This window comes from Roseicyclus salinarum (assembly GCF_029624655.1).
Taxonomy (GTDB): Bacteria; Pseudomonadota; Alphaproteobacteria; order Rhodobacterales; family Rhodobacteraceae; genus Roseibacterium; species Roseibacterium salinarum.
In genome coordinates this window covers 29,690-51,353 of record NZ_JARRSA010000010.1, presented here as the reverse complement: position 1 = coordinate 51,353, position 21,664 = coordinate 29,690, and the positions used below count along the sequence as shown (strand labels likewise).

The window sequence follows — 21,664 nt, the reverse complement described above, 5'->3', positions numbered from 1 at the left end:
TGCCCCTGCGCGCGCGACGGCGCTAGGCTGGACGAAGGCCAACGGATGCGAGGGGCGGTCCCGGCAGCGCGCCACACCGCGATCTCTTGCGATGCTCACGCCCAAGATCCTGACCACCCTGCCGCAAAGCACGCCCCGTAGCGTTCTGGCCGATCTCGTCGCGGGCGTCACGGTGGCCATGGTCGCCCTGCCCCTCAGCCTCGCCATCGCGATCGCATCGGGCGCGCCGCCCGCAACGGGCCTCGTCACCGCCATCGTGGGCGGTTTCCTGATCTCGGCGCTTGGCGGCAGCCGGGTGCAGATCGGCGGACCGACGGGCGCCTTCATCGTCGTGGTCTACGGCGTCATCGCGGCGCACGGGTTCGACGGGCTGGTGCTGGCGACGCTGATGGCTGGCGTCATCCTGGTGATCGCGGGATTTCTGCGCGCGGGAAGCCTTATCGCGCTGGTGCCCGAGCCGGTCATCAACGGCTTCACCATCGGGATCGCGGCGATCATCGCGCTCAGCCAGCTGCCCGACGCAGCCGGCATCGTCCTCGCCGAGGGGACACCCGCGGACGCGCTGGAGCGCGTGCCCGCGATCTGGGAGGCGCGCGGCACGCTGGACTGGCCGAGCCTCGCCGTCGGCGCGGGAACGATCCTGGCCATCGTGGCGCTGCGCCGCGCCTTCCCCCGGTTTCCCGGGCTGATCCTCGCCGTCGCGGGGGCCTCGGCGGCGGTCGCGCTCCTCGATCTTCCGGTGGACACGCTGGGCGACCGGTTCGGGGCCCTGCCCGCGACGCTTCCGGTTCCCGCCCTGCCCGAGATCACCGTCGCGCGGGCGCTCGAGCTTCTGCCCTCCGCGTTCGTCATCGCGTTCCTCGCAGGGGTGGAATCGCTCTTGTCCGCGCTGGTGGCGGACCGCATGGTCGCCGGCCGGCACAGACCCGGCGCGGAGATCCTCGCACAGGGCGTGGCGAACATCGGCTCGGCGCTGATGGGCGGCCTGCCCGCGACGGGCGCCATCGCGCGGACCGCCACGAACGTGCGCGCGGGCGGGCGCACGCCGCTTGCGGGGATCTTCCACGCCCTGACGATCCTTGGCGTCATGTGGGCCGCAGCGCCGCTTGCGGGATATCTCGCGATGCCGGCGCTGGCCGGCCTTCTGCTGGTGACGGCGTGGAACATGAGCGAGCCGCAGCACTGGCGCGCCCATGTCACGACCGGACGCCGGTCGGACCGCCTTCTTCTGGCGCTGACGCTGGTGCTGACGGTCTTCGCGGACCTGACGGTGGCCATCGGCGTGGGCGTGGCCCTCGGCCTCGCGCTGCGGCTGCGGCGCCGCGCGCCGCCGGCGGACTGGACGCCGCCCGAGCGCTGAGGCTGGACCGGGCGGGGCCGATTGCCTAAGCCTCGAAGGGCGGCACCGGGCGCGCGCGCGCACGTCGCCGAGGGGGAGACGAAAAGACGATGAACATGGACTTCGGCGAATGGGACGTCATCGTCGTGGGCGCGGGCTCGGCGGGCTGCGTCCTGGCCAACCGGCTTTCGGCCGATCCCACGCTCAGGGTCCTGCTGCTCGAAGCCGGCGGCAGCGACAACCGCCTGTGGGTGCATGTGCCGGTCGGATACCTCTATGCGATGGGCGATCCATCGCTCGACTGGTGCCTCAAGACAGAGGCCGAGCCGGGACTGAACGGGCGCGCGCTGAACTACCCGCGCGGCAAGGTGCTGGGCGGCTGCTCGTCGATCAACGGAATGATCTACATGCGCGGGCAGGCGCGCGACTACGACCTGTGGCGCCAGATGGGCAATCCCGGCTGGGGCTGGGAGGACGTCCTGCCCTATTTCAGGCGCTCCGAAGGGTATCACGGCGGCGCGGACGAGGCGCATGGCGGCGACGGCGAACTGCGCGTCGAGCGGCAGAGGCTGTCATGGCCGATCCTCGATGCGGTGGCCGAGGCCGCCGAAGAACTCGGCATCCCGCGCACCGACGACTTCAACCGGGGCGACAACGAGGGCGCGGGGTATTTCGAGGTCAACCAGAAGGGCGGATGGCGCTGGAACGCGCGCAAGGCCTTCCTCGACCCGGCGCGCAGGCGGCCGAACCTGCGGATCGTCACCGGCGCCGAGGTCGCGCGCCTGACGCTGGAGGGCCGCCGCGTCACGGGCGTGGTGTTCCGGCAGGACGGGGCCGCCTTCCATGCCAGGGCCGCAGGCGAGGTGGTGCTGTCGGCGGGGGCGATCGGCACGCCCAAGATCCTCGAACTTTCGGGCATCGGCCAGGGCGGCCTCCTGCAATCGCTCGGGATCGACGTGGTGCAGGACACGCCCGGCGTGGGCGAGAACCTTGCCGATCACCTCCAGATCCGCACGGTCTGGCGGATCGACGGCGCGCGCACGCTGAACGACTGGTATGCAAGCCCGTGGGGCAAGGTCAGGATCGGCCTCGACTACGCGCTGAAGCGGTCGGGGCCGCTGGCCATGGCGCCCTCGCAGTTCGGCATCTTCACGCGCTCCTCGCCCGAACACGAGACGCCCAACATCGAGTATCACGTCCAGCCCCTGTCGCTCGACGCCTTCGGGCAGCCGCTGCACCGGTTTCCCGCGCTCACCGTCTCGGTCTGCAACCTGCGCCCCGAAAGCCGCGGGTCGGTGCACCTCGCCAGCCCCGAACCGTGGAGGGCGCCCGCCATCCGACCAAACTACCTTTCGGCGCCTGCCGACCGCCATGTCGCCGTCGCCTCCATTCGCCACGCCCGCGCGCTGATGACGACGTGCCGCATGTCGGGCTTCCGCCCCCGCGAGATCAGGCCCGGTCCCGAGATCGACGGCGAGGAGGCGCTTCTGAAGGCGGCGGGCGACATCTCGACCACGATCTTCCACCCCGTCTCGACCGCACGGATGGGCAGCGACGCGGACGCGGTGGTGTCGCCGGAGCTGACGGTGAACGGGATCGGCGGCCTGTCCGTGGCCGACGCCTCGGTCATGCCCTCGATCACCAGCGGCAACACCCATGCCCCCGTGACGATGATCGCCGAGAAGGCGAGCGAGATGATCCGCGCCCGCCTGAGGGGCTAGTGGGCCCAGGGCGTGACGCGGCCCGAAACCCCCTCCCAGGCACCGATGCCGAGCACGCGGTCGGGGTTCGTCGGCGGCGGCATCTCGACGCCTTCGAGGCGCACGAAGCCGAAGCGTCCGTAATAGGGCGCGTCGCCCACAAGCATCGTGCGCGGCCAGCGGGCGGCCTCGGCGCGGGCGAGCCCCTCGCGGATGAGCGCGCCGCCCAAGCCCTCGCCCTGCCGCGTCGGGTGCACCGCGACGGGACCCAGCAGGAGCGCCTCGTGGCGGCCCACCCGCACCGGCCAGAAGCGGATCGCGCCGGCAAGAATGTCGAGCTCGTCGCGCGCCACGATGCACAGGTCGCGCACGGGCGGCACGCCCTCGCGCAGCCGATAGGAGGACAGCGCCTCGCGGCCAGGCGCGAAGCACAGGTCGAAGAGCGCTTCGACCTCCCACCTGTCCCTGGGGTCCTCGCGGAGAAATTCGTACACCGGTCGTCCCGCCGCCTGCCTGTGGGAATTCTTGCCCTTGCCTCTGGCGTCGGGACTAACACGCAGCTACCCCTTTGCCAAACCACAGGAGGCACAGACGCGATGTTCTACCGACCGGCCGACGGACACGGCCTGCCGCACAACCCGTTCAACGCCATCGTCACGCCGCGGCCGATCGGCTGGATCTCCACGCGGGGGGCGGACGGGTCCGAGAACCTCGCGCCCTATTCGTTCTTCAACGCGGTCGCCTACGTGCCGCCGCAGGTCATGTTCGCCTCGACCTCCGCCAAGGAGGACCGGGGCGACACCAAGGACAGCGTGGCCAACATTCGCGAGACGGGCGTATTCTGCGTCAACGTCGTGGAATACGCGATGCGCGACGTGATGAACCGCACCTCCGGCCCTTGGCCCCGCGAGACCGACGAGTTCGAGCTTGCAGGCATCGCGCGGGCGGAGTGCGAGACCGTCGCCTGCTCGCGCGTGAGCGGCGCGCCGGCCAGCCTGGAGTGCCGGATGACGCAGATCGTGAATCTGGAGGGCGAGGCCAACTTCGCCGTCTTCGGCGAGGTCACGGGCGTGCATATCCGCGAGGACTGCCTGAAGGACGGGATGTTCGACGTGCTGTCGTTCAACCCGCTGACGCGGCTGGGATACCGCGACTACTCGGTCATCCGGGAGACGTTCAGCCTGAAGCGTCCGGGCGAGTGAACCGCCGCCTGCGCGGGGCGCCGAGGGGCGGGATCTGCGTATTTGGGGAAAGATGAAGACCATGGGAGAGGCGCGGGGCCGGCACCTCGGCCCCCGGACGCGGGATCGCCGCCGGGCCGCAGGGGTTGCGTGACGGGGACCGGGGTGCTCTTGCTGGGCGCGCGCGAGAAGCTGGGGAAGACAGGCATGGGCACCATGATCGGCGTGATCGGGGGATCGGGCGTCTACCAGATCGGCGGGCTGGACCGGGCGGAATGGGTCGATGTCGAGAGCCCGTTCGGCCGGCCTTCGGACCAGATCCTGACAGGCGAGCTGGACGGCGTCGCGATGGCGTTCCTGCCGCGTCACGGGCGGGGGCATGTGCATTCGCCGACCTCCGTCCCCTACCGCGCCAACATCGACGCACTGAAGCGGCTGGAGGTGACGGATGTCGTCTCGGTCTCGGCGTGCGGATCGTTCCGCGAGGAGATGGCGCCGGGAGACTTCGTGATCGTGGACCAGTTCATCGACCGCACCTTCGGCCGCGAGAAGAGCTTTTTCGGGCAGGGCCTCGTCGCGCATGTCTCGGTCGCGCATCCCACCTGCGCGCGCCTGTCCTCGGCCTGCGCCGAGGCGGCGCGGGCGGCGGGCGTCAGGGTGCACGAGGGCGGAACCTACCTGGCGATGGAGGGGCCGCAGTTCTCCTCGCTGGCGGAATCGAAGCTCTACCGCGACGTCTGGGGCTGCGACGTGATCGGCATGACCAACATGCCCGAGGCCAAGCTCGCCCGCGAGGCCGAGCTCTGCTACGCGTCGGTCGCGATGGTGACGGACTACGACAGCTGGCATCCGCAGCATGGCGAGGTCGACATCGCCCAGATCGTCGCCACGATGACCGCCAACGCGGACAAGGGACGCGCCATGGTGGCGGGGCTGCCCGTACGGCTGGCAGGCGCGCGCGCGGCATGCCCGCATGGCTGCGACCGCGTCCTCGACACGGCGATCCTGACCGCGCCCGGACTGCGCGACCCCGCAATGGTCGAGAAGCTGTCGGCCGTGGCGGGACGGGCGCTCGGACGGGACGGCTGAGGCCCTGGCGCTGGAGCGGGACGCGCTTGGCAGGCTCCTGGGGAGCTGGGGGCGAGGCGACCGCGCGCACCGGCGCGAGGTGCTGGAGGTGCGCGACACGGAGGCCTTCCGCCAGGAAGAGCTGCAACTGGGGCCCGCAGGCACGGCCCGTCCTGCCACCTGCCTGCGCCCGAGGGCGGCGGGGCGGCGTCCCGCGATCCTCTATTGCCACGCCCATGGCAACGACTGGAGCATCGGGTGGCGCGAGCTGACGGAGGGCCGGCCCGCCCTGCCCTGCGGCCCCTACGGCCCCGTGCTGGCCGCGCTCGGCTTCGTCGTTCTCTGTCTCGACATGCCGGGCCACGGCGCGCGGCGGGCGGAGGGCTCCGAGAGCGCAATGGCCAAGGCCGCACACTGGCGGGGCGGAACGCTTCTGGGACGGATGCTGGAGGAGCTTGGCGCCGGGATCGACGCGCTCGCCTCGGACCCGCAGGTGGACGCGGGGCGGATCGGGGCGCTGGGGCTGTCGATGGGGGCGACCCATGCCTACTGGCTCGCCGCACTGGACGACCGGGTGGCGGCGGTCGCGCATCTGTGCGCCTTCGCCGACATGGGCCCGCTGATCGAAGCGGGCGCGCATGATCTGCACGGGGCCTACATGACCGTCCCGGGCCTTCTGGCGGAGGGCGACATGGGCGACGTCGCGGCCATGATCGCGCCGCGCCCGCAATTCGTCGGCGCGGGGCGGCGCGACCCGCTGACGCCGCCCGCCGCGCTGGACCCGGCGCTCGCGAGGCTCCGGGCGGCCTATGCGGCGGCGGGCGCGTCCCGGCGCCTTGCGGTGATGGTCGAGGACGACACGGGGCACGTCGAGACGCCGCGGATGCGGCAGGCGGTGCTGGCGTTCCTGTCCGAAAGCCTGGCCGAGCGGGGCGCGTGACCGCGCGCCCTGCCGGCCACAGCACGCGCGCGGCGCGCAATGGAAACTTGATCCCGGCCTTGGGTCTTGCCATCAGGTTCGTCATGCTGTTCCGGGCGATCATGCTTTCGCTTCTGTCGCTGTGCCTTCCCCGCGAGGGCGCGGCGCAGGAATACGTCGCCGTGCCGGATTTCGTGTCCGACGAGGCCTTCTACCGCATGGTCGCCTGCGCCGCGCCGCCCGGCGGCGACTGCGCCAAGCCGTTCATCCGCTGGCCGGTGGAGCGGCGCCTGCGGCTTCGGGTCGGCATCGCCCAGATCGCCGGGACCTTCGCGAGCTACCGCCTGGACATCGTGGACCAGGCGATCGACCGGGCGATCGCCGAGGTGAACGCAGCCGGCGCCCATCTTTATCTCGAGCGGGCCTTCGAAGCGCCCTTCGACGTGCCCTTCTACCTGATCGACACGCCGCAGGGCGGCGAGATCAGCGGCACCAGCGTCCCCGAACTCGACGGGTCGGAGATCGCCATCGGGCGCGTCGCGCTGCGCTCGCGCGCGGGCGTGATCACCGGCGCGGCGATCGCGATATCCGCCGATATCCAGCGGCGCGAGATCGCGTCGGTCGTGCTGGAGGAACTGGTGCAGTCCATGGGCCTCGTCACCGACGTGCTGTCGCCCGCCTACGAGGATTCCATCTTCTCGGAGACCGGCAATTCGGTCACGCGGCTGCGCGGCCAGGACGCCGCGGCGCTGCGACGCCACTATCCGCGCCATTGAGCGCGCGCCCATTCATCGCCCCGAAGGCATCCCGAAAGGCCCCCGCCCCATGCTCGACACCAAGACTGTCCGCGACTACGTCCGCACGATCCCGGATTTCCCGCACGAGGGCATCCTTTTTCGCGACGTGACGACGCTGTTCCAGGATCCGCGCGGTTTCCGCCTCGCGGTGGACCAGCTTCTCGCGCCCTTCGTGGGGCAGCGCATCGACCTCGTCGCCGGGCTGGAGGCGCGCGGCTTCATCCTCGGCGGGGCGGTGGCGCACCAGTTGTCCAAGGGCTTCGTGCCGATCCGCAAGAAGGGCAAGCTGCCGGCGGCGACGATCGAGCAGGAATACCAGCTGGAATACGGGCAGGCCGTGGTCGAGATGCACGACGACGCGGTCGAGGCGGGGCAAAGGGTTCTCGTCGTGGACGACCTTCTGGCGACCGGCGGCACGGCGGAGGCCGGGATCCGGCTGATCGAGCGGCTGGGCGGCGAGGTCGTGGGCTGCGCCTTCGTGATCGACCTGCCGGATCTGGGCGGTCGCCGGAAGCTGGAGGACATGGGCATGTCCGTCCATGCGATCTGCGCCTACGAGGGTCTCTGAGCGGCCACGCATTCAAGGATCGCGGCATCCGGCATCTCGGCGCCGCCGATCCGTCTGCCGTCCAGCACGAAGGAGAACGTCGCGCCGGGGCTCACCGCGCGGGCGCGCGCCTCGTCCGGGTTCGACGGACGCTGACGCCGGATCCGCATCCCGCGTTCGGCCGCCCGCGTGCAGAGCCGCGCCGCCCGCGTCTCGAGCGCCTGGCTCTCGCCGGTGGTCTGGATCACGGCGCCCGGACCGAGGCTCGCGGCGCGGGCCAGCCAGTCCCGCGGAAAGCTGGGGAGAGGCGCCGGACCCTGCAGGAAAAGCGCCGAGAGCTGCGCGCCGCCCGGCCCCACGTCGACGCCGACCCAGCCGCGGCCCGGTGCGAAGGCCGGGTCGATCAGGCCGTCCTCGAGCCCGAGCAGCCCCAGCACCACGGAGAAGCCGTAGTAGCGCGCGAAGTCCTCCACCCCGGCCCAGAGCCGGGCGGCGGCGACCCGCGCGCCCGGACCGCGTCGCACCCGGAGATCGTGCACCACGAGCGTGTCGTCGAGCCCGTCGATTGGCCGCCACGACAGGCGTCCGGGCTGGAAAAGCACGATCCCCGACTGGGGAGGCGGCAACATCCGTATCTGCAGCCCCTCGTCGAAGCGGGCCATCAGCCAGCTGCGGTCGAAGGGCGTATGGGCCGAGCCCAGCCTGCGGTCGACGCCGGTGAAGGACGTGCGGTCGAAGGTGGGCGGCGATACCGTCACGAGGTCTCGAAGGTTCCGCGTCATGGCGGCCTCCCCGGGCAATATGCGCGCTCGCCCCAAGGATGCACGCGCCGCGCCGGTCACGCCTTGATCTGACGCAAGGTCGGGCCGCACCCGCCGTCGCTGCGCTTAACGATCCGTTAAGCAATCCCGAGGATAAAGGACGGGCCCAAGGACATCGTCCGGCGGCATTCTGTTACTTGCGGTGACGACCCGGCTGCGTGCCCTCCCCCAACCCTGCGACGACAAGGGCACGCAGCCAACCGCACCGAAACCTCCGTCCTTATCCTCCGACCCAAGCCTCCGCACGGCGCAGATTGAATTCCGCGCGGCCGCGCTGTAGCCCGGTCGGGCTGCGGGCGTGATGGAACTGGTAGACATATCGGACTTAAAATCCGTGGGCCTTCGTGCCGTGGGGGTTCGAGTCCCCCCGCCCGCACCATGCGACAGTCCGGAAGGAGGCACGGGGCGGCGATGCGAAGCCGCGCAAACCGCGGGCGCGTGCCCAGCCTTGCCCATGCCCGCGACCGAACAGCGACGCCAATGGCCTCCCTCGCCGGCGCAGGACGCCGGCGAGGGGGCGGGCAGGGATCACGCCACGCGCGCCACGCGAGCCTCGACCTCGGGGCCGACCGGCGCCCAGCCGCCGCCGGGGACGTAACGCTCGGCGACCTTGCCCGTCTCGTCCATGCGGAAAAGGCCGACCCATCCGTTGTCGAGCAGGGCGGCGAGCCCTTCGTGCCTCGAGATGATGTCTGACATCGCGGCGGCCGGGGCCTCGACCATGGCGGTCAGGCGCATCGGCTCGTGGATGAAGCGCTCGCCGTCGTGGACCGACTGCATGGGAAGGCCCGGCCGCAGGTCGCCCGACGATCCCTCGATGACGCCGGTCAGGCCCGACACGTTGTGCAGCACCTTGTTGCCCGCGCCGAAGACGGCGTTGTCCACGGTCGAGCCGTAGTATTGCAGGTTGATCCAGCTTGCGACCACGAGGGGCGCGGTCAGGATCAGTTCCAGCACCGGGTAGCCGTTCTTCGCGTCCGCCTCCCAGCCGTAGCTGTGCAGGAAGGCGCGCCCGCCTAGGTCGACGCCCCGCGTGCGGTGGCGGGGGGCCGCGATGAAGGCCGCGCAGCCCGCGAGGGCCCATTCGGGACGGGTCTGCGCCCAGTCGCGCGCCCGCGACTGCACGGCCTCGTCCACCCGCGCCTCCGGATCGAGGTTGAGAAGCGCCGCGCGCTCGGCCCTCGCGATCCGTCCCGCGGCCGCGAAGCCACGCTTCAGGGCGGCGAGGTCCCCGGCATGGGTCTCGAGGAAGGGCTTCGTGTCGAAAAGCGTGACGCCGTCCGTCGTCGTGTCGTGCAGAGCGGGGACGAACACCGTGTCAGAAGGCACCTCGATGCCGTGCTCGGGCAGGCCTGCACGCACCTCGGGGTCGTTCAGAAGCCGCGCCACCAGCCGCGCGTTGACCTCGCCGTCATGACCGCCGCAGGCGCCGCAATCCAGGCCCGCATTGTGCGGATTGTTGAGCGACGTGCCGCCGTGCCCTGCAAGGACCACCAGACGCGCGAAGGGGCCGGTCAGCGACATCGCCTTGAGAATCGTCGCGGCGGTTCCGACGCGCGCGGCCTCCGGGATCACGTCGAGCGACGGCGCGAGACCCGCCGCCTCGTCGCGGGTCAGGCCGGGGTGGCGCGGGGAGAGCGCGGTGCTGGCCTTGAGGCTTTGAGCCGCGAGGCGGGGAGCATAGGCGAGGCCCATGGTCTCGACGTAGCCGAAGCTCGACACCGCCGCCTGCTTGAAGCGCGCCCAGATCGACGTCGCCGCGATCCGCTCCGCGCGGGTCTCGGCCAGCGCCTCGGATCCCTCCTCCCGCGCGCAGCCGGAGGAAGACAGAAGCACGGGACAGCGCGCCGTCTCCGCCGCCGCACCGAGCGGCAGGTAGGAGACGGCGGCCCCGAAGAACCCCGCGAAGCCCAGCGTTTCGGCCCCCGGCATGGCGGTCTCGAACGCGCGCCGGAACACCTCCGAACGCACGTCGATGCAGAACGCGGCCTGAACCGGCGGGCGCGCGCCGGACGCGGGCGCCTCCGTCCCGATGGCCGCAAATGCCTGGGTGCGCCAGCCGTTCTCGTAGGCGGTCTGAAGCGCGGCAAGAAGGGCCGCGTCCTTCTGCGGCGCGGCCGTGGCGGCGTAGTCCCGCTTCGCGCCCTCCCAGGCGTCCGCCGGGACGAGGTCGCGGCACAGCCAGTCGCAGACCGCCCGGATGGCCAGAAGGTCCGTCAGGGCGTCGTCGGTCGTGCCGGCCAGTTCCGCCTGCCAGAGCCTGTAGCGCGCATGACCCGCCCAGCCCTGCACGGTGTAGAGAAGCCGCGCGAACCATGTCTCGAGCGCGGGGCCCGAAAGCTCCAGCGCGCCGGCCAGGAATTCAAGCGTCGCGCCTGTCGTCTCGGGCAGGCCCGCGATGCGCGCGCGCGCCTGCGGCAGCCCCATGGCGGCGAGGCTCAGGTCATGGGCCGCGTCCGCGCGCCACGCCGCCCACAGCGATCCATCGGCCCGCGCGGTGGACCATGCGCCCTGCCCCGCGTCGAAATGGCGGGAGGCGACATCGGCCACATGGGCCGCGACACGCTGGGGCCATGCCTCGCCATCGGTGGCATTGGCAAGGTCCGCCAGCGTCGGCAGCGGATCGGCGCGATGCTCGCCCGCGTTCCGCGCGGCCGCGTCGAGGGCGCGGCCGTCGCGGGCCACGCCGGGGTGCAGGGCGGCCGCCGCCTCGAGATCCTCGGCGGTGATCCGGCCCGCGTCGATCGCGGCGACGTACTCGGTCGCCGCAAGCGTCATCCGCGCCCCCGAAAGCCGGGCCACATCGGTCATCGCGGCCTCGAAGGGACGGTCCGCGAAGCCGAGAAAGGGGTTCACCGCCACGAAGGAGGACAGCGGCCAGAGCGGGGCCACGAGGCGGCCCGCCCGGTCGGCCGCGGCAAGGGCGTCGGCTTGGATGACGGCGGGTTTGACATCGGACAGCATGGTCATGGGAATTCCCTCCGGGGTTCAGGCGAGCCTGGGCGCGATGAGGCGGTTGAGGACGGGCGTGACGTAGAGACCGCTGCGCAGGTGCAGGGCGAGCGGCCGCCAGCGGCCCTGCGCCAGCCGCACGGGTGCGAGGACCTGCACCGCCGCGGTTGCGACGAAGACGACGAGGACGAGGCCCATCACGACCTGCTGGCCGGTGCCGACGGCGCCCGTCGCGGGCAGCGCGCCCGCCGTGAGCGCCTCGGCCCCGAGCTGGAGCGCGAAGTAGATCGCGGCTAGGCCGAAGGACGCGAGGCTCGCCCGGATCACCAGCGGCCCGCGCGCGCCCTGCCCCATGGACAGCGCGACAAGGTGGGCGAGACCGAGGACGAGGACCGACGCGAGGACCACGAGGGCGGGCTTGGTCTCGAGCGTGACGCCGAAGGCCCAGCCGGTCAGCCCCACCGCCGCAAGCGCGACCATCACCGAGAGGGCCGCATCCTGCGGGCGGACCGGGGCCAGCCGATGCCCGAGCTTCGCGCGGGCGAGGTCCACCACCGCGCCCGAGCCGAGGAAGGCGTGCGCCTTGTAGAGCGAATGCGCCACGATGTGCAGAAGCGCCGCGGGAAATGCCCCGAGGCCGCATTGCAGCAGCATGAAGCCCATCTGCGCGATCGTGCTCCAGGCGAGCGAGGTCTTCACCGCCGTCTGCGTCAGCATCACGAGCGAGGCCAGCGCGGCGGTAAGCCCGCCCATCACCGCGAGCAAACCCATCGCGAAGCCGGGCGCGGCGACGAAGAGATCCGAGAAGCGGATCACGAGGAACCCGCCGGCATTGATGACCCCCGCATGGAGCAGCGCCGAAACCGGCGTGGGGGCGTCCATCACCTCGGTCAGCCAGCCATGGGTCGGGAACTGCGCCGACTTCAGCAGCGCCGCGACCGCGAGGCAGAAGGCCGCCCAGCCCGCGCCGACGGGCAAGGACCCCGCCTGAAGCCCCGAGGCCATCGCCGCGATGTCGCCGGTTCCGAAGCCGCGCACGAGAAGGATGGCCGCCGCCAACATGAAGACGTCGCCCGTCCGCGCGAAGATGAACTTCTTGAGCGCCGCCAGCCGCGCCACGGGCCGGTCGCCGTAGAACAGGAGCAGCCGGTGGAGGGAAAGGCTGGTGCCGATCCATGCGATGACCAGCTGGCCGATATTGCCCGACGTCACCAGCAACAGCACGAAGCCCAGCGTCAGGGAGAGGTCGCCCATGAAGGTGCCCTGCCGCGCGTCGCCGTCCATGTAGGTGCGCGCGTAGCGGATGACGACCCAGCCGACGAAGGAGACGAGGACGACCATCACGGCCGACAGCGCATCTGCCCGGATCTGAAACCCGACCCCGCCCGCGCCGAGCAGCGCCGAGGAGACCGCCCCGTGGGACGCCGTGAGCGTGGCGAAGAGGACGCCGCCGGCGAAGGCCGCGACCGAGGCGCCCTCGACGATGGCGAGCGTGCGGCGGGGCCGCAGCCCCGGTCCCGCGTGGGAGATGAGCGCGGCCGCGAACAGCGCGAGGGGCAGGATGTAGGCAAGCAAGGACATGATCCGGGGTCCCTTTCGAGGGGGCGTTGATGTCCCAGACGAGGTAGCCCTCGGGTTTACCCAAGTGAAATATATTGTTCATAGGCTTTCGTTCGCATAAACAGAACATATGAGCCTGTTGAACTACACCCATCTCCGCGCGTTCCGCGCGGTCGCCGCCGAGGGGAACCTCACCCGCGCCGCCGAGAAACTGGGCGTGGCGCAATCCGCCGTCTCGACGCAGATCAAGGCGCTGGAGGCGCGGCTGGGGCATTCGCTGTTCGAGCGGCGTGGACGGGCCATGGCGCTGACCGAGGCGGGGCGCATCGCCTTCGACTGCGCCGAGCGGGCCTTTGCCGCCGGAGACGAGCTTGTGGAGACGCTTGCGGGGCGCGCGGGCGCACGGCAGGTCGTGCGGGTCGGCGCGCTCGCCACGCTGTCGCGGAACTTCCAGCTCAATTTCCTGCGTCCGCTGGTGCAGGATCCCGAGGTTTCGGTGGTGCTGCGCTCGGGCTCGATCTCGGAGCTTCTGGCCGAGCTGGAGGCGCTTCGCCTCGACGTGGTCCTGACCAACGCGCCGCCTCGCCACGACGCGGCGACACCGTGGCAGGAGCGGCGGATCGACGACCAGGCCGTCGGCCTTGTGGGCCATCCGCACCGCATCCCGCCAGGCGCGGGGCTCGGCGGCCTGATCGCGGCCGCCCCGCTGGTCCTGCCTGCCGAGGGAAGCGCCGTGCGCGCGGACTTCGACCGCCTCGTGGCGCGGGAGGGCCTGACGCCCCGCATCGCCGCCGAGGCCGACGACATGGCGATGCTCCGGCTACTGGTGCGCGAGGACGCGGGCCTTGGCCTCGTGCCGCCGATCGTGGTGCAGGACGAACTGGAAAGCGGCCTTCTGGTCGAGGCGCTGCGGCTGCCCGACCTGCACGAGGCGTTCTGGGCGATCACCCTGCCGCGGCGCTTTCCCAACCCCGCGCTGGAGCGGGTCCTGCCGCCCGCCTGACCCCCCAAAGAAAAACGCGCCATGCGGCGCGTTTCTCTGTGGCAGCGATGTCCACGGGTGGCTCAGGCCGCTTCGGCCTCAGCCTGGTTGCGGCGCTCGCTCTCTTCGCGGCTGAGCGCCACGGAGGTGCGGACGCCTGCGGCGACGAACGTCATGAGACCCTCGACCACGCGCTCGTTGGGGTCGATCCCGGCGCAGCTCAGCACCTCACGGCCATCGCGCGACCGGGCCCAGCGGGCGATCTGCTCGGGGCCGTTGCCGTATTTCTTGTCATCCGCGATCGCATCGTCGAGCGCGGCCAGAACCACCGCCGCGAAAAGCTTCCGCGCACGTTGTCCCTGTTCGAAGTTGAAGGCGGTGCCATCAACGAAATCTCGCATTTCGTCGTCCTTTATTCTTTTGCTCTTGCGTTTTCCGGCGTGGCGCTTCTTATGCCCAATTTCCGGGCACTACTGTGATGCGTTTTTTGCACTTGTGGTATTCGCTGCGCGCATAGCTCGGCAAGAATCCGCACGAGACACGGTGTTCCGCGCCCCGCTTCAACGCCATATCTAGGTGCCGCCGTGCAGCGATCAACCGTTTTTCACGATTTTGCCACAAGCTTCGGCGCGTTCCGGCCGACTCGAGCGCAGACCGACTCGCCGCACCGTTTTGCGGCCCGTCGGCAAGTACGCGACAACCGCGCGCCTGCGCGACCTCCGTTTCCGGGGTGGCCGCGCCAAGGCGTTTCAGTCGCGCCCGCCCGTCCACGGCGTGCGCGGCCCGCGCCGTTGCCCGGTGCGCGGAACGCGGCTCAGGTCGGCGAGCGGACGGTCCGCCGTGCGGGTGGAACGCACGCGCCGCACCCTCGGGATCGAGCTGCGGCGGGGGCGGGACACGACGTATTCCACCTCTTCATGGGGGGGCTTGCCGTGGGTGCTGGCCCAATAGGCCGGTCCGCCACGTCTGAGGAAGACCGGCAGCATGAGCACGAGGCCCGCGACGAAGCCCCCCGCATGAGCCCAGTAGGCGACGCCGCCGCCCGCGACATCCATCGAAAGCCCGTTCACCAGCTGCAGGCCGAACCAGATACCGAGCATGAGCCACGCGGGAATGGTGAAGATCCTGATCAGGAAGACGATGATCACCAGAACGTCGATCCGCGCCCTCGGGAACATCAGGAGATAGCCCCCCATGACGCCCGCGATCGCGCCCGAAGCGCCCACCATGGGAACGGACGAGACCGGATCGGCGAGGATCTGTCCCGCCGCCGCCGCCAGCCCCGAGGCGAGGTAGAACAGAAGGAAGCCGAGGTGGCCGAGGCGGTCCTCGAGGTTGTCGCCGAAGATGAAGAGGAACAGCATGTTCCCGATCAGGTGCATCCAGCCGCCGTGCAGGAACATCGAGGTGAGGATGGTGTAGGTGTCGATGCCCTTGACCGTCTCGGCGGGCACCAGCGCCCACTGGTCGTAGAAGGCGAGCAGCAGCCTTTCGCTGCCAGAGAGCGACGGAAAGTAGCTGAGGAAAACGACCGTGTTCAGCACGATCAGCGCCCAGGTCACGAAGGGCGTGCGGTCGGAGGGGTTATGATCGCGGATCGGGAACATGGACAGACTCTGGGCGCCCGGCCCGCCATTTCAAGCGGCGGGCCGGGGATATGGGCGGCGACATGCGCCTTCGGTCAGTCGAGCTCGTCTGCGGCGAGGATCAGGCGGATCTCGCGACGGACGAGCTTGCGGACGTTGCGGGTGATGCGCTCGCCGAGCGCCCCCTGCAGTTCCTCGCGCACGACCTCGGCCACGATGCGGCGCAAGGTGTCCTCGTCGAGGAAATCCTCCTCCTCCTCGCCGGCGAGGTCCAGGCCCAGCGCGTCGCCGCCGTCATCGGCCTCGGCGCGGTCCGGCGCGGCGGCGTCCTCCGCCGCCTGCACCACCGACATGATCCCAGCGAGGCGCAGGGCGGCGTCCTGCAGCCCCTCGGAAACCGCGGAGGACACCGGGTCATCGCCGGCGGCAGTCGGGCGCGCGGCCTCCGCGACCTCGTCCCTGCCATCCTCGGCCTCGTCTCCGGCTGCGCGAGGCTCGGGCAGGTCCGTGGCCTCGTCGGGGTCGTAGGCGGGCGAGAACGCATTGCCGCCCTGCTCCTCGAGATCGTCGGCATCGTCGGCGGTCCCGGCCGCGGCTGCGACGCCGGACGCCTCGATCTCGTCGTCGCCGCGCCATTCCCGCGCGGGTCCGCCGTCGGCCTCGGTCTCGTCTGCGTCATCCAAGGTCACGGACGCATCCTGCGCGATGGACGCCTCGGCATCCTCAGCGGCGGGAGCATCGGCAGCCGCCTCGGCCTCGGGAAGCGCCGGGCTCTCCGCGCTTTGCGGGTCAGCGGGAGGCTGATCGCCATCGCGCGCCTCGTCGTCCTCTTTCACCGGCGGCACATCGTCGCCCGACCGCAGCGAGAAGATGGGGGCAGCGCCCCCGGTGCCCGATGCGCCGCCGTCTTCCGGTGCGCCGGGCAAGCTGCCAGCGGCCTCACGAACGGCGGCGAGGTCCAGAAGCGCACGGTCGGCGCCGGCATCCGGCCAGTCTGCGTCGCCGGTATCGGGCTCGAATTCGGACGAGGAGGAGATGGGCGCGCCATTCGCGCCCTCGCCATCCGCGTGAAGACTGTCCCAATCTAGAAGGCGCATTTCCGGGCGCCAGCCGTCGGAGCCGACGGGACGTTCGGCCTGTGTGGCCTCGGCCGAAACGGCCTCATCCACGTCCCCGGCGGCATCGGCGTCGGCTGCGGCCCCGGCTTCCGAGAGCGCGGCAATCTCCTGCAACGCGGCCTCGAGGCGAGGCTCGTCCGCCTCGGGGGCGTCCGCCTCGCGCGCCTCGCCGGCGGCTGGATCGGCGGCGGCGACATCGGCGGGGTCGGTATGAGCAGGGTCCGAATCGACAGGGCCGGCATCCGCCACGAGGGCGGCGAAGTCCGGCGAGGCATCGTGCTCGTCCTCGGCCCCTGCCCCATCATGGATGACTGCCTCGGGCGTTTCGGCCTCGGGCTCGCCTGCATCCCCTCCGATCGCGGAGGTTACTGCCGCGACGGTCATGTCATGGTCGGACGACGCCTCGTCGGCATCCATGTGATCCGGCGGGTCGGCCTCGGCCGTCGCGTCATGCTCGTGCGACGCCTCGGTGGACACGTCTTGCGCCAAGTCGTCCGTGTCGGCGGAGGCCTGTCCGGGGGTGGACGTCTCGGGGTCGGACATGTCGGGGGCGGACGTGTCGGGGTCGGACATGTCGGGGGCAAGGAAGGCATCCATCGCCTCCGGGCCGGACGCGACGGCCTCACGGGCATCGGCCTCGTTATCCGGCGACGCGCCCTGCCACGCGATCTCGTCGTTCGGCACCGCGGAGGCGTCGGCCGGCACGTTTCCGTCCCGCGCGTCCCCGTCCCGCGCGGCGTCGTCCCGCGCGGCCTCGTCGCCGTCCGAAACCCGGAGCGCCGGTGTCAGCACCAGCTTGTCGCCGGCGCCGCGCGCGTGGGCGGGCGGGCGGGCGGCGCGCGGCTGACCGCTCGGCTGTTCGGACACAAGACGCCGGATCGACGACAGCACGTCGTCGATATCCCCAACGGATTTCGCCGGATCGGACATCACGCTCACTCCTCAATCGGCCCGCAACGAGGCCCATACGTCAGACGGTCCGGAGAAACCTCCGGACGGTGCAGCCCCTACCCAGCAGGACCGTTCTCGTTGTCCCAGACGACGCGACGATAGCGGCAGGACAGCTGCGGCACAACGGATTGAACGACAGGTTGGCTAAACCGCGCTTAAAGCGTCCACAAAGGACGGACGCCGCGCCCGGAGCACCGGGGCGGGACCTGGCGGCGGCGGCGCGGCGGCTCAGTCCCGCCCGATCCGGCCAAGGACACTGTCGAGACGCTGGCCCTGAACGCTCGGCACGCTCGTGGGCGCGTCGTCCACGAGGTCGTAGTAGACCGACGGATCGTAGCCCGGAACGTCCAGATCGAGGTGACGGACGGTCAGAAGGCCGCCGGCGGAGAGGATCGAATAGGCGGCGAGGTAGAGGTTCGCCTGCGCCTCGATCCGGCTGATTCTCGCATCGAGGACGTCCTGTTCGGCGTCGAGCACGTCGAGCGTTGTGCGCGCGCCAAGGGACGCCTCTTCGCGCACGCCCTCGAAAGCGAGCTCGGCCGCCGAGATCTGCTGGTCGGCGGCCTGGATCTGCGCGTTCGCGATCCGAAGCTGCGCCCATGCGTTGCCCATCGTCTGGATGGCAATGCGGGTCTGCTGGTTGAGCGAGGCGCGCACCGCCGCGGATTGCGCAAGCGCCTGCCGCTCGAGCGAGGCGAGTTGGCCGCCGCGGTAGATCGGCTGGCGCAGCGTGAGGCCGATGGAGGCGCTTTCGCCCTCGCGGCCGAACTGCGGCGATTCGAAGGTGTTGGACACGGCGCCATCGAGGCTGATGGTCGGGCGGTAGGCGGCGCGGGCGCGCTCCACCGACAGGTCGGTGGCCTGAACCTCGAACTGAAGGCGCAGGATGCCGGGCGTGTTCTGCCGCGCGAGCGCGTCTGCCTCGGCCTCCGAGCGCGGAAGGCCCGGAAGCGCGCCGGGCCCCGCGAGGCTGCCGGGGTAGCGCCCGATGGCGAGCGCGAAAAGCTCGCGGCTGATCTCGAGCTGGCCACGCGCGGCGGCGAGCGCGGAACGGGCCTGCGCCAGCCGCGCCTCGGCCTGCGCGACGTCGGTGCGCGTATCCTCGCCGACCTCGAAGCGGTCGCGGGCGGCGCGAAGCTGCTGCGTCACGACGCGCACGTTCGCCTCGCGCACGTTCACGACCTGAAGGTCGCTCCAGACGGAAAGGTAGGCGCGCACGGCATCGAGCAGAACCTGCTGCTCCACCGAGACAAGGCCCTCGCGCGCAGCGCGCACCGTGGCCTGCGCCGCCTCGAGCGCCAGCCGGCGGCTGCCTCCCGAATACAGCACCCATTCCGCCACGAGGCTGGCCGTTGATGTGGTGGTGTCGTTGACGAGGTCGCGGTCGGCATTGGCGACGAAGCTTAGCGTCGGACGCAGTTGCGCGACGGCCTGCGCCACGCCCTCGTCCTCGATCCGCAGAAGGTAGCGTTGCTGGTCGAGCACGGGGGAGTTGGCGTAGGCCTCCGCCATCGCCTCACGCAGGCCGTCGGCGCGCGCGCCGGGCGCGCCCGCGATCGATCCCAGCGCGACGGCGGCGCACAGGGCGGCACTTCGCGTCAGTCGGTCGAAAATTCCAGCCATGGATCACTCCCCGAAGCGTCTGCGATCGTGCGATGCCGCCACCCATGATCCTGCCGTGGATGGCCCTGCTTTGCCCGGCGGACCGCCGGGAGGCCTTGATCAGAACGTGAAGCTTTCCGCGCGCGCGAAGCCCGGAAGGATGTCTGCCGTCGCGTTGAAGGCCATGCGCCAGCTCATCCTGCCGTCCGACTTCAGCCCTTCCATGGCTTCGCCGTTCTGCCCGTTCATGAAGATGGCGACGATGCGCCCGCCATCCTTGACCTGGTCGATCAGCGCCGGAGGAAGCTCCTCCACCCCGCCGAAAATCATTATCGCGTCGTATGGACCGGCCTTGGCGTGGCCCTCGGCCAGCGGACCGGTCACGATCGCGGCGTTGTCGATGCCCTGTGCACCGAGCGTGGCCTCGGCCTCGGCTGCGAGGGCCTCGTCCTCCTCGACGGCAACGACCGCGTCCACGATGTGGGCAAGGAGCGCCGTGGTGTAGCCGAGGCCGCAGCCGATCTCGAGCACCGCATCGCCGGGCCGCAGGTTGCCCGCGTCGAGCATCTTGGCGATCGTGCGCGGGTCGAGCAGGGCCCGCCCCGGCGCGATCTCCAGCGGGCCGCCGACATAGGCAAGCTCGCGGCGCGCGTTGGGCACGAATTCCTCGCGCGGCACCGCGAGCATGGCGTCGATGATTGGGAAATTGGTGACGTCGGACGGACGCACCTGCGTGTCGACCATCGTCAGACGCTGTTTCGCGAAGTCCGCCATGAAACTGAACCGGTTCGTCTAGTTCTCGTTGGATTCTTCTTGGCACAGGACCGGGGACGGCGCAACTGCACCAGGCCGAGATCGCGCCCCTATCGGCGGGGCTGCGGCATTACGGTCTCGCGGCGGGCGCCGGGCGGTCATTCGCTGTGATAGCTTGCCACCGGCGCGTAGCCCGCGCGACCCTCGCCGCCCAGAAGGATCACCGGCCCGACATGGAGCCAGGCGTGCGCGGCCATCGCGTCACCGCCGGGGGCTGCCGATGCACGGGGACCTGCAGATGCTGCGCGACGTGCGCTGGGCGATCGAGGCGGTCAACCGGACCGTGGGCGGGCGCTTTACCTGCCTCATGCTCGGGATGGCCGGGAAGGCGATGCTGAACCGCCGCGGGATCGCCAACACGCTGGTCCTCGGAGCAAAGCTCAGCCGCGGCGAATAATTCCGCGCCGAAGGCCCCTCCCGCGAGATGAGACCGTCGATCACCTCGGAATAGTCGTAGATCGTCGGAAGTCCCGCATACTTCTGGTATTTCGTGCGGAGCCATCGCTTCGGCTTCCAGCTGCGCGGCCGGCGGGGGGATCCGCCATGCGGACGCAACGGCGGAAGCCTGTGATCGACCGAGGCGTCCAGATCCAGTTCCTCGAGCGTCCAGCGGTCGTGCAGCATCCGGGCGCCCACGAGGTGCAGGCCCGGCAAGCCCGCCGCCTGCGCCATCTCGCGCCACAGCGCGAAGACCCGACGCGCCTGGGGTATCTCCTGCGGGCGATAGATCACGAAGATCGGACGGCCCTCCACCGTCGCGTAACGGCGGTCTAGAAACAGCGGCAGAAGCGCCTCGAAATGGCGGCGATGGTCGTCCTCGCCGGGGTAGGTCTGCTCGATCAGCACGCGGTCGGGCTCGCCGTGCCAGATGCCGGACCAGGTCTGGTTCGCCCAGCACACCATGAACGGAAAATCGGGCTCGCCGCTTTCAAGCACCTCCCGCAGCGGCCGTTCGAGGATGCGGCGCCCCGCGAACCAGTAATGGTAATAGCAAAACCCGTCTATTCCGTAGGCCCGCGCCAATTCCGCCTGCGCGATCCGCGTTTCGGGAACCCGCAGATCGTAGCAGCCGAGATCCGCGGGAATGCGCGGCTGGTAATGCCCGCGAAACAGGGGCCGCGCCTTGGCCGTGTTGGTCCATTCAGTGAAGCCCTTGCCCCACCATTCGTCGTTCTCGGGGATCGGGTGGTACTGCGGAAGGTAGAACGCATAGGTCGAGAACCGCGCCTTGTCGTCCGGAATGCCGTCGAAATCCACGCTGGCCGGTTTCGACATCGTCTCGAAGAGAATTGACAAGGCCGCGCTCCTTTCATTCCTGAATAATGAATTGCTCCCATGAGTTTGGTAAATAATTGGTTAATTCCAGTACGGCCAGGCCGCGCGGACCAGGACGGACGGCGCCTCGCGGAACCTCGGCGAGAAGTGCAGCAGGCATCCCGCGCCGACCCGCAACGGCGCCTCCCCCACGCGTCGGAACTCCCACACGGTCGCACCACCCGCCCCACCGCCGGGCCGCGATGGCGGCCGGGCGATAGCACCTTGACGGGCCATCCGCGAAACCTTAGGCCTGCTCATCGCTGGCGAGTTGGCGGAGTGGTTACGCAGCGGATTGCAAATCCGTGCACACCGGTTCGATTCCGGTACTCGCCTCCATTTCCTTCTGAATCATAGGCTTTGCGGCAAAACGGCCGGGTGTGACACAGAGTGGGACACACGCCCCACTATGCC

The 21,664-nt window shown here is 70.5% G+C and carries 18 protein-coding genes, 2 tRNA genes and 1 pseudogene; 11 read left to right on the top strand and 10 right to left on the bottom strand.

Annotated elements, in window-relative coordinates; genetic code table 11:
- Positions 1-91 precede the first annotated feature (91 nt).
- Positions 92-1,360 carry a SulP family inorganic anion transporter gene (locus P6F26_RS08810; RefSeq protein ID WP_278028307.1) on the top strand — a complete coding sequence of 423 codons (1,269 nt, stop codon included), beginning with the start codon at positions 92-94 and terminating at the stop codon, positions 1,358-1,360.
- A gap of 89 nt (positions 1,361-1,449) precedes the next feature.
- Complete coding sequence (locus tag P6F26_RS08805) at positions 1,450-3,060, top strand: GMC family oxidoreductase (RefSeq protein WP_278028306.1); 1,611 nt, start codon at positions 1,450-1,452, stop codon at positions 3,058-3,060.
- Here the strand turns inward: P6F26_RS08805 and P6F26_RS08800 are convergent.
- Positions 3,057-3,533: a GNAT family N-acetyltransferase gene (locus P6F26_RS08800; RefSeq protein WP_278028305.1), complete on the bottom strand. Its 477-nt coding sequence runs from the start codon at positions 3,531-3,533 to the stop codon at positions 3,057-3,059. The two genes, P6F26_RS08805 and P6F26_RS08800, sit on opposite strands and share 4 nt — an antisense overlap.
- 102 nt (positions 3,534-3,635) lie before the next feature.
- Between P6F26_RS08800 and P6F26_RS08795 the strand changes: the two genes are divergently transcribed.
- The 5 genes from P6F26_RS08795 to P6F26_RS08775 all read left to right on the top strand — a co-directional run bounded on the left by P6F26_RS08795 (position 3,636) and on the right by P6F26_RS08775 (position 7,572).
- Positions 3,636-4,241 carry a flavin reductase family protein gene (locus P6F26_RS08795; protein WP_278028304.1) on the top strand — a complete coding sequence of 202 codons (606 nt, stop codon included), beginning with the start codon at positions 3,636-3,638 and terminating at the stop codon, positions 4,239-4,241.
- Positions 4,242-4,427: 186 nt separating this feature from the next.
- A complete protein-coding gene (locus P6F26_RS08790) occupies positions 4,428-5,309 on the top strand; it encodes an S-methyl-5'-thioadenosine phosphorylase (protein WP_278028379.1) in 882 nt (293 codons plus the stop codon).
- Between the two features lie 88 nt (positions 5,310-5,397).
- Complete coding sequence (locus tag P6F26_RS08785; protein ID WP_278028303.1) at positions 5,398-6,228, top strand: alpha/beta hydrolase family protein; 831 nt, start codon at positions 5,398-5,400, stop codon at positions 6,226-6,228.
- Between the two features lie 59 nt (positions 6,229-6,287).
- The gene (locus P6F26_RS08780; protein ID WP_278028302.1) at positions 6,288-6,983 is read left to right on the top strand and encodes a DUF2927 domain-containing protein; all 696 of its coding nucleotides are present in this window, start codon (positions 6,288-6,290) and stop codon (positions 6,981-6,983) included.
- 49 nt (positions 6,984-7,032) lie between these two features.
- Positions 7,033-7,572 carry an adenine phosphoribosyltransferase gene (locus P6F26_RS08775; protein ID WP_278028301.1) on the top strand — a complete coding sequence of 180 codons (540 nt, stop codon included), beginning with the start codon at positions 7,033-7,035 and terminating at the stop codon, positions 7,570-7,572.
- On the opposite strand, the gene P6F26_RS08770 is transcribed toward P6F26_RS08775, so the two are convergent.
- Positions 7,557-8,333: a hypothetical protein gene (locus tag P6F26_RS08770; protein ID WP_278028300.1), complete on the bottom strand. Its 777-nt coding sequence runs from the start codon at positions 8,331-8,333 to the stop codon at positions 7,557-7,559. The genes P6F26_RS08775 and P6F26_RS08770 overlap by 16 nt on opposite strands.
- A gap of 331 nt (positions 8,334-8,664) precedes the next feature.
- Here P6F26_RS08770 and P6F26_RS08765 point away from each other — a divergent pair.
- A tRNA-Leu gene (locus P6F26_RS08765) sits at positions 8,665-8,751 on the top strand.
- Positions 8,752-8,900: 149 nt separating this feature from the next.
- On the opposite strand, the gene P6F26_RS08760 is transcribed toward P6F26_RS08765, so the two are convergent.
- The gene (locus P6F26_RS08760) at positions 8,901-11,342 is read right to left on the bottom strand and encodes a YbcC family protein (protein WP_278028299.1); all 2,442 of its coding nucleotides are present in this window, start codon (positions 11,340-11,342) and stop codon (positions 8,901-8,903) included.
- 18 nt (positions 11,343-11,360) lie between these two features.
- A complete protein-coding gene (locus P6F26_RS08755) occupies positions 11,361-12,905 on the bottom strand; it encodes a proton-conducting transporter transmembrane domain-containing protein (protein ID WP_278028298.1) in 1,545 nt (514 codons plus the stop codon).
- A 109-nt stretch (positions 12,906-13,014) separates the two neighbouring features.
- On the opposite strand from P6F26_RS08755, the gene P6F26_RS08750 reads away from it, so the two are divergent.
- Positions 13,015-13,887 (top strand): LysR family transcriptional regulator, encoded by an 873-nt coding sequence (locus P6F26_RS08750; RefSeq protein WP_278028297.1) that lies wholly within the window; start codon positions 13,015-13,017, stop codon positions 13,885-13,887.
- A gap of 62 nt (positions 13,888-13,949) precedes the next feature.
- Here the strand turns inward: P6F26_RS08750 and P6F26_RS08745 are convergent, their stop codons facing one another.
- The 5 genes from P6F26_RS08745 to P6F26_RS08725 form a co-directional block, all read right to left on the bottom strand.
- Complete coding sequence (locus P6F26_RS08745; RefSeq protein ID WP_278028296.1) at positions 13,950-14,267, bottom strand: DUF6280 family protein; 318 nt, start codon at positions 14,265-14,267, stop codon at positions 13,950-13,952.
- Positions 14,268-14,615: 348 nt separating this feature from the next.
- Positions 14,616-15,473, bottom strand: coding sequence for a rhomboid family intramembrane serine protease (locus P6F26_RS08740; protein WP_278028295.1), 858 nt, complete (start codon positions 15,471-15,473; stop codon positions 14,616-14,618).
- A 74-nt stretch (positions 15,474-15,547) separates the two neighbouring features.
- Entirely contained in the window at positions 15,548-17,500 is a 1,953-nt protein-coding gene (locus P6F26_RS08735; protein ID WP_278028294.1) for a hypothetical protein, read from the bottom strand.
- A gap of 249 nt (positions 17,501-17,749) precedes the next feature.
- Positions 17,750-19,144, bottom strand: coding sequence for a TolC family outer membrane protein (locus P6F26_RS08730; protein WP_278028293.1), 1,395 nt, complete (start codon positions 19,142-19,144; stop codon positions 17,750-17,752).
- A 99-nt stretch (positions 19,145-19,243) separates the two neighbouring features.
- Positions 19,244-19,897, bottom strand: coding sequence for a protein-L-isoaspartate O-methyltransferase family protein (locus P6F26_RS08725; protein WP_278028292.1), 654 nt, complete (start codon positions 19,895-19,897; stop codon positions 19,244-19,246).
- 259 nt (positions 19,898-20,156) lie between these two features.
- Here P6F26_RS08725 and P6F26_RS19680 point away from each other — a divergent pair, with 259 nt between their 5' ends.
- Positions 20,157-20,333 carry a lasso peptide biosynthesis protein gene (locus tag P6F26_RS19680; protein ID WP_430736732.1) on the top strand — a complete coding sequence of 59 codons (177 nt, stop codon included), beginning with the start codon at positions 20,157-20,159 and terminating at the stop codon, positions 20,331-20,333.
- An 8-nt stretch (positions 20,334-20,341) separates the two neighbouring features.
- Here the strand turns inward: P6F26_RS19680 and P6F26_RS08720 are convergent.
- Positions 20,342-21,211, bottom strand: a pseudogene (locus P6F26_RS08720) (glycosyltransferase WbsX family protein); the annotation flags it as partial.
- Between the two features lie 304 nt (positions 21,212-21,515).
- On the opposite strand from P6F26_RS08720, the gene P6F26_RS08715 reads away from it, so the two are divergent.
- Positions 21,516-21,589 (top strand) — tRNA-Cys (locus tag P6F26_RS08715).
- Positions 21,590-21,664 lie beyond the last annotated feature (75 nt).